The organism is Mesotoga sp. H07pep.5.4, assembly GCF_003664935.1.
Taxonomy (GTDB): Bacteria; Thermotogota; Thermotogae; order Petrotogales; family Kosmotogaceae; genus Mesotoga; species Mesotoga prima.
The window spans coordinates 149295-164050 of record NZ_JFHM01000007.1 but is presented as its reverse complement, the minus strand read 5'-3'; the positions used below and the strand labels follow the sequence as shown (position 1 = coordinate 164050).

The following is a 14756-nucleotide window of genomic DNA, read 5'->3' as shown; positions in this document are numbered from 1 at the left end:
AGTGATATTACTTGGCCGATCTTCCGATCCTAGAAATGAGAAACATCACCAAAGCCTTTCCCGGTGTAATAGCAAATGAAAATATCTCTCTTGACCTAAAAAAAGGCGAAGTTCATGCTCTTCTTGGAGAAAATGGAGCCGGAAAGACCACACTCATGAATATTCTGTTCGGTATATACAAGGCCGATGAGGGAGAGATATTCATGGAGGGCAAGCAGATTTCCATCTCTTCTCCTCACAATGCTCTGAAATACGGGATAGGTATGGTTCAGCAGCACTTCACGGTAGTACCGTCGTTCACGGTCGCCGAAAACATTGTACTTGGTCTTAAGGGAATGGGCTTCTTTATAAAAACCAAAACGGTCGAATCAAGCATCGAAAAGTTGGGCAAAAGCTATGATCTTCCAGTCAATCCCAGGGCACGGGTCTGGACTCTTTCGGTGGGAGAGAAACAGAGAATAGAAATTCTTAAACTTCTTTACACTGGAGCTAAAGTGATAATCCTTGATGAGCCGACTGCCGTCTTAACTCCCCAGGAAACGGAGATACTGTTCAAGGCTATGAGGAAGCTAGTGAGTGAGGGCTCATCGGTGATTTTTATAAGTCACAAGCTGGACGAGGTTCTTGAGATTAGCGACAGAGTCACCGTTCTGAGGGGCGGAAAAGTTGTTGGAACAGAGGTAAGGGATTCAGTAGACAGACGCTCCCTAGTCAGAATGATGGTGGGAAGAGATGTGTTGCTAGATTTCGACAAACCCAAGACCGAACCTGGAAAAACAGTACTTCAGGTAGAGAATCTCACCGTTAAGAATGACAAGAATCTTGAAGCAGTAAAAAATCTCAGTCTGAGCATAAAATCTGGCGAAATATTGGGTATTGCAGGGGTCGCCGGAAACGGTCAGAGAGAACTTGCAGAGGCAATTTACGGTCTTAGAAAGCCTGTCCAGGGCAAAGTGGTGTTAAACGACAAGGTACTTCGTCACACTGACGTCGCCCAAAGAATAAAGGGTGGTGTAGCTTTCATTCCTCAGGACAGGAGAGCCGTTGCAACTTGCCCTTCATTATCTATTACAGAAAACGTGTTCATGAAGAACTCGTACTCCATGTATCTCCCTCAATCGCCCTTTAATCTGAACACGAGGGCAATGCAGAGAGCAACCAAAGAGTTGATCTCAGATTATTCAATATCGACTCCTTCAACGAAAACCCAGGCTAGGTTTCTTTCGGGGGGAAATCTGCAGAAGCTCGTTCTCGCCAGGGAACTTTCAACAAAGCCCTGTCTCATAATCGCGGAGCATCCTACAAGAGGGCTTGACATTGGAGCCATGGAATTCGTCTACAAAACTCTCTTGGCTCACAAAGAAAGGGGAGCTGCTATTCTTCTTCTTGCAGGAGAGCTATATGAAATCTTCAGACTTTCAGACAGAGTAGCGGTGATTTACGAGGGCGAAATTATGGGATATACACCTCCCGACCCGTCTTTCACAGAGGAAATAGGGTTTATGATGGCCGGCTCAAAGCGGGGCGAGATATCATGAGAGTGAAGATAGAGAAGAGGCTGGTTATTCCGAAGTATTCGTCGATTCTCGTGCCAATTCTTTCTGTGGTAGCCGCACTGGTCTTAATGGGGATAATCTTGATGGTGTTTTTCTACGGAAGACTAGGGTCTTTTTCACTTGCCTTTCGTGAGACGTTTGATGCATACAAGGAAATGCTTACATGGCCTTTTGCAAATAAGTATGGGATCTTCAGCACGCTGATGAGAATGGTACCGCTAGCCTTCGTGGGGTTGGGACTGTCATTTGCATACAGGATGAAGATCTGGAACATTGGCGGAGAGGGTCAGCTCTATATGGGTGCCCTGGCCGCGACGTGGGGAGCTCTCTTTCTTTTCAAAGATGTCTCCTCTCCTCTGGCAATGATACTGCTTCTATCAATCACGGGTGCAGTTGCCGGTGGCCTGTGGGCCTTGATTCCCGCCCTGATGAAAGCCCTCGCAAAGACAGATGAGATTGTGGTCACTCTGATGCTCAACTACGTCGCGATCTTCTGGGTGGATTATCTTGTCTATGGCCCCTGGAAAGACCCGAAAGGTTATGGATTCCCAGGAACGGCTCCGTTTCCGGATCAAGCTAGGCTTCCAACTCTCTTCAAAGGTGAGTTTCACGTTGGCTTCTTCATCGCTGTTGCTATTGCAGTTGTTCTGTTTTACGTCTATAGGAAGACGAGTTGGGGAATGAATTCCAAAATCGTCGGGGATAACGCACAGGCCGCAAGATATTCTGGAATAAGCATTGTCAGGTACACGATTATTGCTCTCGTAGTAAGTGGAGCGATCGCCGGACTCGGAGGGGCTGTACAGATGATGGGCGTTCAGCATAGACTTCAGCATGGCTTTTCTCCCGGATACGGCTACACGGCGATCATAGTGGCATGGCTGGCCAAACTCAATCCGATTGCGATTCTACTCGTTTCCTTTCTCTTCGGCGGGTTGCTGGTGGGCAACGATCAGCTTCAGATGTTTTATAAGCTTCCCATGGCTCTGATCTCGGTTTTTCAAGGGCTGGTTCTCTTCTCTCTTCTCGGAGGAGAAACAATCTCCAGATACAGGCTGAGAATCGTCAAAGAGGAGGCGGCTCACATTGAATAATATCGAATCGTTTATTCTGTCGACTCTCAACGCCACCATTAGGGCTGGAACACCACTGCTCTTTGCCGTTCTAGGCACAATATTCACCGAGCGATCTGGAGTTATGAATCTTGGACTGGAAGGTCTTATGCTTGTCGGTGCCATTGGTGGGTTCGTCGCCTCATATCAAACATCGAACCTTCTCGCGGCTTTACTTTTGGCAATGCTTGCAGGTGCAATCCTTGGTCTTGTTCATGCCTTCTTCACAGTTACACTGAGAGTCAACCAGATTGTCAGCGGTCTGGCCATTACTATGCTCGGTACCGGCATAAGCGGCCTCTGGGGGAAAGACTATATCGGTGTAATTGCAAGGCGTTTCGAGCCAATTAAGATTCCCTTCCTCTCGGACATTCCTTACATCGGTCAGGTTCTTTTCAATCATGACGTACTCGTTTATATTAGTTTTGTGCTTGTCCCGATTATGTGGTTCTTCATTTATAAAACAAAGCCAGGTCTTACTCTCAGAGCGGTGGGAGAATCCCCCGAGGCTGCCGATGCTAAAGGAATAAATGTCTTCGCGGTGAGGTATTTTTACACGGTTCTCGGCGGATCGATAACGGCCATTGGAGGCGCCTATCTCTCGCTTGCCTACAACTCCATGTGGATAGAAAACATGACTGCGGGCAGAGGGTGGATAGCGATAGCCTTGGTTCTGTTCGCCACCTGGGATCCCGTTAAAGCTTTGATCGGTGCGTATCTCTTTGGGGGGATAACCGCCCTAGGACTACGATTGCAGGCCGTCGGCGCTCATATTTCGCCCGACTTTCTGAAGATGCTTCCTTATTTGCTGACGATTGTCGTTCTCTTCTTTACTTCAACAGACACTTTGAAGCGCAAGGTTGGGGCTCCCGCTTCATCGGGTGTGCCTTACTCGAGGGAAGAGAGAACATAAAGGAAACAAAACGTTCGTCTTTACCGTTGATCCGTAACATTTATTTGTGGTATAAACTTCTTATCAAAGAAATTCGGAGGTAAATGTGATGACTCGAGCAACATTCATAAGCTTTGCATACGCTTATTGGTTTAGGAGGAACGTCCTTTCTTCGGACTCCTCCAGTGTGTGCTTGAGTTAAAATACACTAGAGAGTGAAAAGAGAGAGGACGTTGAGAAGCGTCCTCTCTCTTTTTTTATATCAGGAGGGATGTAGAATGAAGCAGGTTCTTGTGTGTCTATTACTACTGGTAGGGATTCTTGGTTTGTCTGTTCAAACAGTTGGGATTACAGCGATAGTAGAGCACCCGGCTCTTGATGCAGTGAGGGAAGGAATTATCGATGTTCTTGAAGAGAGTGGCTTCAAGGATGGGGACAACATTGTTATTGACTTCCAGAATGCTCAGGGATCGGTTTCCACTGCGGTAGCCATTGCAAAGCAGTTCGTATCATTAAAAGCAGCTGTAATGGTCGGAATAGCAACCCCGTCGGCTCAGGCGCTTGTAAATGCTTCAAAGACAATTCCCGTGGTTTTCAGCGCAGTAACCGATCCGGTCAGCGCAAGCCTTGTACCGGCATTTGGAAAGAACCCCGGAAACGTGGTTGGGATAAGCGACATGACACCTGTAAAAACCCAGCTTCAGCTGCTGAAACTTACTCTTCCGGATGTCGAAAGGGTGGGAGTGATTTACAATTCCGGAGAGGCCAACTCCGTGACAATAAGGGAGTTTGCCAAAGAAGCCTGTGACGCTCTTGGACTAGAACTAATAGATATCACAGGTTCTACGACCGCCGAAATGGTCGCCTCTCTAAATGCCCAGATAAAAGATGTAGACGCAATCTACATCGGTACAGATAACACTGCTGCCTCAAGCATAGAATCGATTTCTACGGTTGCCTTGAGAGAAAAGGTCGCAATTGTCGCGGGAGATATAGATATTGCAAGATCTGGCGGTCTGATCGGTTTTGGATTTAATTACTATCAGGTCGGTAGAGCCACCGGAGAACTGGTTGTTGAAATTCTTAAGGGTACTCCTCCTTCGGAACTCGAAACTAAGATACTGGGACAGGATTCCTTGATTCTTTTCGTCAACACAGACATCGCAGAAGAAATCGGCGTAGAGATTCCACAATCGGTCCTAGATCTGGCTAATCTGATAGTAACCGATGGTGTAGAGACGGAAAGGTAAGTTCATGGCGATTCTGGAACAGGGATTGATAATCGGCCTGATGGCCCTGGGAGTCTACATATCATTCAGAATTGTTGATCTTCCCGATCTTACGACGGACGGTTCCTTTGCCCTCGGAGCAGCCGTTGCCGTAAAAGCACTTGTCTCCGGTCTTCCCGCCTGGATTGCGATAATGCTAGCCGCCTTAACGGGAGCCATTGCCGGAAGCATTACGGGGACTATTCATAGAAAGCTCAAGATCAACGTTCTTCTTGCCGGAATTTTGGTCATGACAATGCTTTACTCAGTCAATCTCAGGGTAATGGGCGGCCCCAATCTCCCAGTTCCAAGAGTCGTTCCAGAGGGGACAACTCAAAGCTTCGAGGAGATGAGCGGCGGTACTGGTCTAGATAACCTTTTCGAAGAGCTTGAGATCAACACTGAGAAGCGCCAATCAAGAACAACGGTAGTTGCCAAGAATATCTTTAATAACCAGCTCGATGGTTCTGACTTGTTACTAATAGTTGTCTTAATTTCTGCTGTGGTTGTAGTTCTATCGGTTGCATTGAAATCTGACCCGGGAATGACACTGAGAGCATTTGGCAGTAATCCCTCGGGGGTGGTGTCTTTCGGAATATCCCAGGATGTTCTTGCCATTGCGGGGCTTACCATTGCCAACTGCGTTATAGGGTTGAGTGGCGGACTTTTCGCCCTCTACAGTGGGTTCTCTGACGCAACGATTGGGCAGGGAATGGTTGTAACGGGACTGGCTTCGGTAATAATGGGCGAGATACTTCTCGGGAGAGTAAAGCTTTTCTACGGCCTGCTTTCTCCAATAGTGGGTGGAGTGATATATCAGGCACTTCTCTCCCTAGCGATGAGATACGGATATAGGATCGGCTTTCTTGCAAGCGACATGAAACTACTCACAGCAGTTTTTATTATTACGGTTATTGGATTGCGTCAGCTTTCTTCAAGTGGAGGTAAACGAAAGGTGAAGCAGGAGGTGAAGAGGTTATGGTCGAATTCAAAGATCTGACTGTTACATACAATCCAGGGATGGAAAACGAAAGGGTGGCACTGAAAAATGTGAGTCTCACAGTTCTAGAGGGGCAGTTCGTGACAATCGTGGGGCCAAACGGTGCGGGAAAATCCACCCTTCTTAAGGTGATACTCGGTGAGGTTCAGCCGACATCCGGTCTCTACATGATCGACGGTAAGACAATGAATTACATGAAGCCACACAAACTTGCGGAGTTCATCGGTAGGGTTTACCAGGATCCGAACACAGGCATATTTCCGGCCCTCACCATTGCCGAAAATCTGATAATAGCTTCAAAGAAGGGAAATAGGCCTTTCAAGTTCAGTTCCGTCAAAGAAGAGGCAATATCGTTGCTAAGGGATCTGGGACTGGGGCTCGAAGACAGACTGAATACCAAGGCAGGCGAGCTTTCAGGTGGGCAGAAACAGTCTCTGGCCATGGTGATGGCGATCTTGTCGAAACCGCGGCTTCTCCTTCTCGACGAACACACTGCTTCTCTAGACCCTGACAGCGCTTCCAGAGTCATGGAGTTGACTGAAAGAATAAACAGAGAATATGACATTACGATAATCATGATCACACACAATATGGATATCGCTAATTCTTATGGAGAAAGGCTGATGAGACTGATAGAAGGTGAAGTGGTTAATGACGGGATGAGAAATATCGTTCCTCGGGTGACTTCAGCAGTGTAGTTGGCGATTTGAAATTCCGCGAGTGAACAGGCTTTTGAATGCGAGTCTGTAAGGACCCTTAACATAGTAGCTCAGATAGTTAGAAAGAAGTTTTCCAGTCATTCTTCCCTTGAGAAGATCTAAATGTTCTTCTAAATTTCTGTTGAACCTTTTTCTGAAGGCGTCTGCGATTTGCAGATGCCTGGCGGCCGGGAAGAGCCTTTCAAGATATCTTTCGTTAACAGTCTTGCCTTTGTAACCATCCTCAATGATCGAAAGTGCAGCCTGTCTGCCAGAATCGAGAGCGAAATCGATACCGGCGCCCGTCCAGTTATCAACAAGTCCCGCGCTGTCTCCTGCAACCAGCAAATTCGTGTATATGTTGTTCAAACTAAGAACTACATCGGTATTGAAAGTAGGGATTGGTGTCCCCCGCAAATCAATCTCTTCACCGAAAGATCTCTTTATCAAGGTACTCATCTCTTCATAAGAGGGAGTCTTCTCCGAATCGGGGTAAATCCCACCTCCAACAGAGTTGAAAGACTCACCAGGGAAACTCCAAAGGTAACCATTGGGGATAAAGGTGACGGAAGCACTTCCCGTGGGAGAGCTGTAACCATAATATGCAACTCCAAAAGAGGGTGGTTCATGTCCAAGGAGTTTTGCCCCAAAAACGCCGGCCGAAACGATTACATAGTCAGAGGTCAACTCTCTTTCATCTGTCTTAACGACAAAACCTTGTTCCTCTTTCACGATCTCTCTCACTCTTGAAGAAAGGAATCTACCGCCTCTCTCAACTATGGATTTGAGAAGAGCATTATCAAATTCCTTCCTGTCAACAGTTTTGAATATTGTCTTCTTTGACATCAGAGTAGTAAGATGCTTCATCTGTCCGTCGATTAACCTGTTTATGCTTAACTCGTGACAGTCGAAGCCCTCGATATCCACTTCGGGAAATATCTCGTGGACCCTCTTCAAAGATCTTGGCGTCAAACCCCCTCCGCAGCCCTTTTCTCGTGGGAAGCTTTTAGAATCAAGAAGAAGGAAATCTATTCCGTCACGGGCAAAGATTCTTGAGGCGGCGAGTCCAGCGGGACCGGCTCCAACAACTATTACCTTACTGTGCATCGACTCTCACCTTCCTGACTCTCATTATTAAAAGCACAACGACCATCTCAAGAAAGATGAGAAACAAGATGAAGATAACACCGGCCATCATACCGAAGTGATGGCCAAGAAGCCCTACGAGGAAATTAGACATTGCGCCGCCAATTGATGCAGCAACTGTGAACATTCCAATTGCGAACCCGATTCCATTTTTCATGGAGGATATGAGGATGGCTTGAAGCGTGGGAAAAGTTCCAGAAAAGCCAAAACCAGCAAATACTACCGCTAACGCAATCGCAATAGCGGATTGGAGAAGCAACGCTGCTCCAAACGAAACAAAAGCTATTATCACCATCATCAAAAGCGACAGCTCGTATCCAAGTTTATCGACGAAGATCCCGGCCAGTAATCTCCCGACGAATATCCCTGCCCAGAGAAGCGCCGGAAAGATGCTCGCGTATCTCATCTCAATACCCTTCGATTCAAACATGAAGCTCGAAAGCCATGAAGTGAAACCAATCTCGTAGCCCACATAAAGAAGAACACCCACCATAATAAGCCAGAAGATCTTCTTGGAAAAAATCTCCTTTCTGAAGTGAGTAGCCTTCTCATCACTTCCTACAAAGGGTATTCCGTAAAGAAACGGAATGAATGATAACAGCAGAAGCGATACAAAGAGAGCTATGAGAAACGGCTTCCACCATGACGTGTAGTCAACAAGAAAGGCCGCCACGATAAGAGGCGAGATAATTGAACCTATCGCAAAGAAAGAATGCATGAGGTTCAAAGCTCCCCCTGGCTTTTTGTAGTTCAGTCCTGAGACTGCTATTCCAATTGAAGTTTCCATACTTCCCGTCCCGAAGCTCACTGTCATGCTTCCTACTAACAAAAGCCAGAATGACCGACCAACAGAGAGGACGGTCAATCCTGCAGCAATGCACACAATGCCTGCGGCAAGCAAATTAAAGGGTCCAAATCGATTAGAGAGAGAACTAACGACAATAGCCGAAGCCATAAAGGCAAGCGTAGGAAGCGAAAGCAAAACGCCTGCGATCTGATGGTCTAAGCCAAAGCTCTTCTCGATAGCCGGCAATGCGCTTCCAAGTATTATTGATGTAAACCCAAAGAGAAAGAAACCATAAGATGAAATCAGGCTAAAAGCTTTCTTTGTGTCCATGAGAGAATTCTAACACGAGGTATTGCAACTTTGACAGAGGTACTTCAAGAAGAAAAAAGCGCGGTCTTGAAGACCGCGCCAACCATATAACTATTTTACATAAAGAATGGTGTTACCGGGAAGAGAGAGCCAAAGACCAGAGAAACTACAGACATCAACTTGATAAGAATATCCATAGAAGGACCAACGGTGTCCTTCAGCGGATCTCCCACTGTATCTCCTACGACTGCAGCTTCGTGAGTCGGCGTACCCTTTCCTCCATACTCACCGGTTTCAATGAATTTCTTCGCATTGTCCCAGGCTCCTCCGGAGTTTGCACTGAATATAGCTATCATGATTGCGCTGGAGAGTCCGCCAACCAGCAAACCGGCAACTGCCGACCTACCAAAAAGGAATCCAACAATGAACGGTGAGGCGATCGCCACAACTCCGGGAGTAAGCATTCTGCTAACCGCACCCTTTGTCGTAATTTCAATGCATCTCCTGTAGTCAGGCACAGCTTCTCCAGTCCTGATCCCAGGAGTTTCCTTGAACTGCCTTCTAATCTCAACTATCATTAGATTTGCTGTATCGGCCACTCCCTTGATCAAAAGTGACGTGAAGAAGAAGGGAAGCATTCCTCCTAAAAGAATTCCGATAAGTGTATAGGGCTCTACCAGATTAATTACTGGATTGTTTATGATTTCTTCCGCTGTCCCAGCCGAACCCCATATGTAAGATACTATTAGTGAAAGAGCAGCAAAAGCTGCAGAGCCTATTGCAAAGCCCTTCCCTATGGCTGCAGTAGTGTTGCCTACAGAATCTAGTCGGTCTGTGAGCTTCCTTACCTTCGGATCCAGATTTGCCATCTGAGCAATACCGCCCGCGTTGTCCGCAACTGGGCCGTAAGAGTCAACAGAAACGATATATCCGACAAAGGAAAGCATTCCAAGGGCCGCTATGGCTATTCCGTAGACCCCTGCAGACAAATATGCCGCAAGTATGGCAATAGCTAAGGTTATCACTGGCCATAGAGTGCTGCCCATTCCAAGAGCGAGACCGCCGGTGATGTTTATCGCGACTCCACTTTGAGTGTCTTTCGCGAGTTTTCTTGTAGGTTTGTAGTCATCGGACGTGTAATACTCGCTGAGCTTTGAGATGATTATTCCTGCAATCAAGCCGGAAGCAATTGCAAAGAAAAGTCTCCACCGTGAAACGAATTCGGGATTGATTAAGAATGCATCTTTGAATGGATAATCGGGCGCTGCGATCCCTATAACTATCGCTACCGATGCCAGGACAAGACCGCCGGTAAATAGATTCCCAAAACTGAGACTCTTGCGGGCATCCTTAGACTTCAAGCTTGCAACTACAAGAACACCAATCAGTGAAGAAAGAACACCGGCGCCGGCTATCAGGACCGGAAGCAATATCAGCCCATAATATTGGGACTCGGTCATAGTTCCATGATCAGCAAACTTCATGAAAATAGCAAGAACTATTGCAGAGACGATCGAAGCCACATAAGACTCGAGAATGTCCGCCCCCAAACCTGCAACGTCGCCAACGTTGTCACCTACGTTATCGGCTATTGTTGCGGGATTTCTTGGGTCGTCCTCTTCGATATGCTCTTCGATCTTTCCCACAAGGTCGGCACTCATGTCAGCCGCCTTAGTGTACATACCTCCGCCTACCCTGTCGAACAGCGCAATGAGACTGGCTCCGAGTGAATAAGAGCTGAGTATCATTACACCGTCTATGTAAGAGATCCTTCCGAAGGCTTTCGAAAGATCGGTAATGCCTTCAAAAACAAAGGAGCTCTTAAAAACCAGCATTACAACTGCCAAACCCGTTAAGGAGAAACCGGCGACGGCGAGCCCCATAACGGATCCGCTTGAAAAAGCAACTTTGAAAGCACTTGACAATCCGCTCTCTGCCCCGGCTGCTACCCTTGCATTCGCTCTCGTGGCCGCATACATTCCGATTACTCCTGCGGCCTCAGAAACAAGGGCTCCAAAGAGAAGGACAATCGGGTACTTGAAAGACTGAAAGATTATTCCCAGAACGGCTGCAAGAATTACCGCAACAAGGAATATCTTTTTTGCTTCTTCCTCCAAAAAAGCAGAGGCACCTTCTTGAACGTACTTAGATAGCTCTTTCATCCTGTCGTTACCCTGCGAAAACCCAAGAGTTCTCCGCAACATGACGAAAGCAAAGATGGTAGATATGATCCCTGCTAAAAGTGGTAAGTACAGTGAGTTCATTTCTTCTCCCTCCTACTTTGCTACTATATTGGAACAATTGTCTCCATTAGGAATCCCAGCTGACATCCCATCTTTCGAAGCAGTTTTTAGGGAGCTTCTCTACGAAATCATGCCCGCTTCTAAAGACGTATCTGTTCCCTATCATAGGTCTCGATCTCCCGCCCTTCTGCCTGAGTATGTAAAGATAATCTTTCGCCCTAGTAACGGCAACATAGAATATTCGTTCTTCTTCGCTGAGAGAACCTTCTAATATTGCCATTGAATTTGGGAAATCGCCGGGATTGGCCGCTAGAATAAACACGACCTCCCATTCAAGACCCTTCGCCTGATGCACAGTGGAAAGTACAACCGACGGCTGTTTTTCAGCCGACTCGCGCTCAATGTCTATCTTTTCGCTGACAGCCAGATCCTCAAGCAGATCGGATATGGAAATGTAGCGGCCCGCGATCTCTATAAGTCTTTCAACATCCATTCTTCTCTCTCTAGCATCCGGAAACTTCTCGTCGAGATAGTCACCGTAAAAATCGGCATAAAACCTTCTAACGATTTCCGTTGGAGGCTCCTCTTCATTCGTTGCACCCAAAATACTCACGAGTTTATCGAGTTTTATTCGTTTGCTCACATGGGAGTTTACTACCTCCTCAGCTCTGTGACCGTCGTTGGCAGCTGCTGAGATACCCTGAATTATCCTGAGGGAGGTCGCATTTCCCACGCCGGGAAATAGCCTCAAAATCCTACCCCAGGAAACTTGATCAAGAGGATTCTCTATTACTTTGAGCAACGCGAGAATATCCTTCACGTGGGCCGTCTCTGTAAATCTGGGACCCGAGTAGAGAGTGAAATTCATTTTTCGCTTGTCCATCTCCATCTGTAGCTCAAGGGAGTGATAGTGCGAACGATACAGGACGGCGATGTTTTCGGGATCTACCCCGTCATCTATATGTTCTTGAATTCTCTGGGCAACGAAAGATGCCTCCTCAAGATTGTCCCAGGTCTCGGCAACAACCGGGATCGGCCCATTCATACGAACGGCTCTCAGCTGTTTTTCAATTGAATCCTGAGGAACTATCGAATTTATCAGTTCGACTATTTGAGGAGTTGAACGGTAGTTCGTCTGTATCTTGTAGATCCTGGCATCTTTAGCCGAAAGAAAATCATAGACATTCTCAAACCTTGCTCCACGGAAAGAGTAGATGGACTGAGCGTCATCACCTACGACAATAAGGTTCCCATGGACCGAGGAAAGCATTTCAACGAGTCTGAACTGAAGAACGTTCGTATCTTGAAACTCATCGACTAGAACCCATCTGAACCTCTCGGCCTCTTTGTTCAAGATCGATGGATTGTCGTTGAAGAGCTTGAGTGCTTTGAGGAGAAGATCGTCGTAGTCGACACAGTTCTGTACAGTCTTCTCCTGAACGTACCGTTTCCAGATCTCTTCAATCTCATCATAAGAACCGAGAAACTTCCTGTTCTTTCTCACCGTAGACTCTCTGAGAGATGAAAGAACGTTAACCGAATACGAGTAGATGCTCTGCAGCACGCCCGCTGAGGGAAGAGTCGAACTGTTGATACCCTTTCTCTCTTCCAGTAATTCTGTTCTACAGTGTTTTATGAGGTCTTTGGCATCTTCTCTGTCAAGAATCGTGAAGTTTTCCGCCAAGCCAGCGGCCTTAGCATACTTTCTCAAGAAATAATTGCAGACATGGTGAAAAGTACCCGAAAGCATTCCCTTAAGATTCGATCCACTAACACGTCTTGCGCGATCGATCATTTCTCTGGAAGCCGCCCTGGTAAAAGTCACCAGAAGAATGTTTTGCGGGTTTATTGAATTTGAGACAAGATGAGCGATTTTGTAAGTTATCACTCTTGTCTTTCCAGAACCCGGTCCCGCAACTATTAAAGAACGGCCGCTTGATTCAATGACAGCCTTCAACTGCTCTTCGTCAAGTCCTTCAGTTAAAAATCCGGGAATTTCTGAACTTTTGAGAGTATATTTCTTCATCGACGACAGCGGCCCCCTTCTGATAAGATTTTACCATAAGGGCGAAGTGGCTTCACTTTGACTCTTTCCACCTGGAGGAAATCATGACGAACGAAACCGGCGGTGCAAAACAGATCGTAGTCTCTCTCATTCTACTGGCAGCAGTGTTTCTGATTGGAATTATCGGGTACTCGATAATCGAAGGGTACAGTCCGATCGATTCAATATTTATGATAATGATAACGATCTCTACTGTCGGTTATGGGACGATTACCGAACTTTCTCAGGCAGGAAAAATCTTTACGAGCTTAGCGGTTCTTGCCAGCATCACCATAGTTGTTTACGCTGTATCCAACATAACTGCCTTTCTCGTTGAAGGTAGGGTAAACAAAATGATCAGGAGGAGAAGAATTTTGAAAACCATAGAGAAGCTTGAGAATCATTTTATAGTAATCGGCGGTGGTGATCTGGGGTCGACTATCGCTCAAGAGATGTCAAAGAGAAATAACGATGTGGTGATTGTTGAGAAGAGCGAAGAGAGGCTCAAAGATTTGACTGCAAGAGAGGGAGGAAAGCTGATCTATGTTTCTGGAGACGCCACTGAAGAAGAAACGCTAAAAAGCGCGGGAGTAGAGAAGGCTCAAGGTTTGATGTCATGTTTACCGGACGACGTGGACAACATTTTTGTTGTTCTCACCGCCAGGGGAATGAACAAGAGCATGAAGATAATCTCAAAAGTTGCCCATCGCGAGAACATCAACAAGCTGAACTATGCCGGGGCCGATAAAGTGATTCCCATTCAAGAAATCGGTGCGCATCGAATGGTTACGATGATGCTTAATCCAACTGTAATCGGCTTTCTTGACAGTATATCTCAGTCGGGTTCGCTTCAGCTTCGCTTCGAAGAAGTGAAAGTGCCAGGCAATTTCAGAGCAGAGGGCATGACGCTGGAAGCTTTGAAAATTCCTCAAAGGATTGGGTTGATTGTGATCGCAACGGTCTGCGACGGTGTGAACAAATTCAACCCAAGCGCGTCAACTATTGTAAAGCCAGGAGACAGTCTCATGGTACTTGGTGAGCATGAGCAGGTTGAAAAACTTCAGAGCTTGCTCGGCGGCAATTTGAACGTCCAGCCTTAAGAGAGCAACTCGTTCATCCCACTTATCTGAGAGGGAAACTATCTTTCGACGTCTGTAGCAGGACAGTTTGGAAATTAATAACCAATAGTGTTCAACGACCATAATTATGTTTGATATTAAAAGGAGGACTAAGATGGCAGAAAAGGCGATCAAATACTCGGCAAACAGTCTTGATTTCGCGCAAAGAGTGGCTGGCTTCTCGGCAAAGGCAGTAGAAATCAAAGCTCCGTTTTCAGGAAGACCAGAAGCACACAGGAATCAGCACGATCTTTATGTTGTAATCTCGGGAAAGGCAAAGGTCAAGACCGGTGAACTCACAGGCAAGGCGGATGAGATTTCTGAAGGAGAGTACAGAAGCGACGAAATGATAGTGGATGAAGAACATACGCTTCAAATTGGCGAATCTCTTCTCATTCCAGCCGGCGTAGCACATACTGTGATCGTTGAATCAGGAGTCTTTGCACAGTGGGTATTCAAAATAGATAAAAGGTGACTCAGTTGCAAATGTTCCATTGAAACCTATTAGGGCAGAAGTGAAAACCGCTTTGTTTAAGAGATCTCATGGAGTATAAAACGACTACTCTTATCTCGTTTTTACTCA

12 protein-coding genes are annotated in these 14756 nt (G+C 46.5%); 8 read left to right on the top strand and 4 right to left on the bottom strand.

What is annotated here, in order from left to right; genetic code table 11:
• The first annotated feature begins 11 nt into the window (after positions 1–11).
• The 6 genes from Y696_RS05280 to Y696_RS05255 all read left to right on the top strand — a co-directional run bounded on the left by Y696_RS05280 (position 12) and on the right by Y696_RS05255 (position 6526).
• On the top strand, positions 12–1538 hold the full coding sequence (locus Y696_RS05280) for an ABC transporter ATP-binding protein (RefSeq protein WP_121509838.1): 1527 nt from the start codon (positions 12–14) through the stop codon (positions 1536–1538).
• Complete coding sequence (locus Y696_RS05275) at positions 1535–2650, top strand: ABC transporter permease (protein ID WP_121509837.1); 1116 nt, start codon at positions 1535–1537, stop codon at positions 2648–2650. Before Y696_RS05280 ends, Y696_RS05275 begins: the two co-directional genes overlap by 4 nt.
• Complete coding sequence (locus tag Y696_RS05270; protein WP_006492756.1) at positions 2643–3581, top strand: ABC transporter permease; 939 nt, start codon at positions 2643–2645, stop codon at positions 3579–3581. The genes Y696_RS05275 and Y696_RS05270 overlap by 8 nt, the downstream gene beginning before the upstream one ends.
• A gap of 257 nt (positions 3582–3838) precedes the next feature.
• The gene (locus tag Y696_RS05265) at positions 3839–4810 is read left to right on the top strand and encodes an ABC transporter substrate-binding protein (protein ID WP_121509836.1); all 972 of its coding nucleotides are present in this window, start codon (positions 3839–3841) and stop codon (positions 4808–4810) included.
• A 4-nt stretch (positions 4811–4814) separates the two neighbouring features.
• Complete coding sequence (locus Y696_RS05260; RefSeq protein WP_014730729.1) at positions 4815–5828, top strand: ABC transporter permease; 1014 nt, start codon at positions 4815–4817, stop codon at positions 5826–5828.
• A complete protein-coding gene (locus tag Y696_RS05255; RefSeq protein WP_099772200.1) occupies positions 5807–6526 on the top strand; it encodes an ABC transporter ATP-binding protein in 720 nt (239 codons plus the stop codon). The genes Y696_RS05260 and Y696_RS05255 overlap by 22 nt, the downstream gene beginning before the upstream one ends.
• Here Y696_RS05255 and Y696_RS05250 read toward each other — a convergent pair.
• The 4 genes from Y696_RS05250 to Y696_RS05235 form a co-directional block, all read right to left on the bottom strand.
• Entirely contained in the window at positions 6515–7633 is a 1119-nt protein-coding gene (locus Y696_RS05250) for an NAD(P)/FAD-dependent oxidoreductase (RefSeq protein ID WP_099772199.1), read from the bottom strand. The two genes, Y696_RS05255 and Y696_RS05250, sit on opposite strands and share 12 nt — an antisense overlap.
• Positions 7623–8789, bottom strand: coding sequence for a sugar MFS transporter (locus Y696_RS05245; protein WP_121509835.1), 1167 nt, complete (start codon positions 8787–8789; stop codon positions 7623–7625). The genes Y696_RS05250 and Y696_RS05245 overlap by 11 nt, the downstream gene beginning before the upstream one ends.
• Positions 8790–8884: 95 nt before the next feature.
• Positions 8885–11032, bottom strand: coding sequence for a sodium-translocating pyrophosphatase (locus Y696_RS05240; RefSeq protein ID WP_099772198.1), 2148 nt, complete (start codon positions 11030–11032; stop codon positions 8885–8887).
• Positions 11033–11078: 46 nt separating this feature from the next.
• Positions 11079–13037: an ATP-dependent helicase gene (locus tag Y696_RS05235; protein ID WP_121509834.1), complete on the bottom strand. Its 1959-nt coding sequence runs from the start codon at positions 13035–13037 to the stop codon at positions 11079–11081.
• Between the two features lie 83 nt (positions 13038–13120).
• Here Y696_RS05235 and Y696_RS05230 point away from each other — a divergent pair, with 83 nt between their 5' ends.
• Both Y696_RS05230 and Y696_RS05225 read left to right on the top strand, forming a co-directional pair.
• Positions 13121–14155 (top strand): TrkA family potassium uptake protein, encoded by a 1035-nt coding sequence (locus Y696_RS05230; RefSeq protein ID WP_259459852.1) that lies wholly within the window; start codon positions 13121–13123, stop codon positions 14153–14155.
• Positions 14156–14288: 133 nt separating this feature from the next.
• Positions 14289–14648 (top strand): cupin domain-containing protein, encoded by a 360-nt coding sequence (locus tag Y696_RS05225; protein ID WP_121509833.1) that lies wholly within the window; start codon positions 14289–14291, stop codon positions 14646–14648.
• The last annotated feature ends 108 nt before the right edge of the window (positions 14649–14756 follow it).

Bases quoted from the DNA above. Each gene is read 5' to 3' on its own strand.
- Y696_RS05240 (WP_099772198.1), bottom strand. From the start codon at position 11,032: ATGAACTCACTGTACTTACCACTTTTAGCAGGGATCATATCTACCATC.
- Y696_RS05230 (WP_259459852.1), top strand. From the start codon at position 13,121: ATGACGAACGAAACCGGCGGTGCAAAACAGATCGTAGTCTCTCTCATT.
- Y696_RS05265 (WP_121509836.1), top strand. From the start codon at position 3,839: ATGAAGCAGGTTCTTGTGTGTCTATTACTACTGGTAGGGATTCTTGGT.
- Y696_RS05245 (WP_121509835.1), bottom strand. From the start codon at position 8,789: ATGGACACAAAGAAAGCTTTTAGCCTGATTTCATCTTATGGTTTCTTT.
- Y696_RS05225 (WP_121509833.1), top strand. From the start codon at position 14,289: ATGGCAGAAAAGGCGATCAAATACTCGGCAAACAGTCTTGATTTCGCG.
- Y696_RS05255 (WP_099772200.1), top strand. From the start codon at position 5,807: ATGGTCGAATTCAAAGATCTGACTGTTACATACAATCCAGGGATGGAA.
- Y696_RS05275 (WP_121509837.1), top strand. From the start codon at position 1,535: ATGAGAGTGAAGATAGAGAAGAGGCTGGTTATTCCGAAGTATTCGTCG.
- Y696_RS05260 (WP_014730729.1), top strand. From the start codon at position 4,815: ATGGCGATTCTGGAACAGGGATTGATAATCGGCCTGATGGCCCTGGGA.
- Y696_RS05235 (WP_121509834.1), bottom strand. From the start codon at position 13,037: ATGAAGAAATATACTCTCAAAAGTTCAGAAATTCCCGGATTTTTAACT.
- Y696_RS05250 (WP_099772199.1), bottom strand. From the start codon at position 7,633: ATGCACAGTAAGGTAATAGTTGTTGGAGCCGGTCCCGCTGGACTCGCC.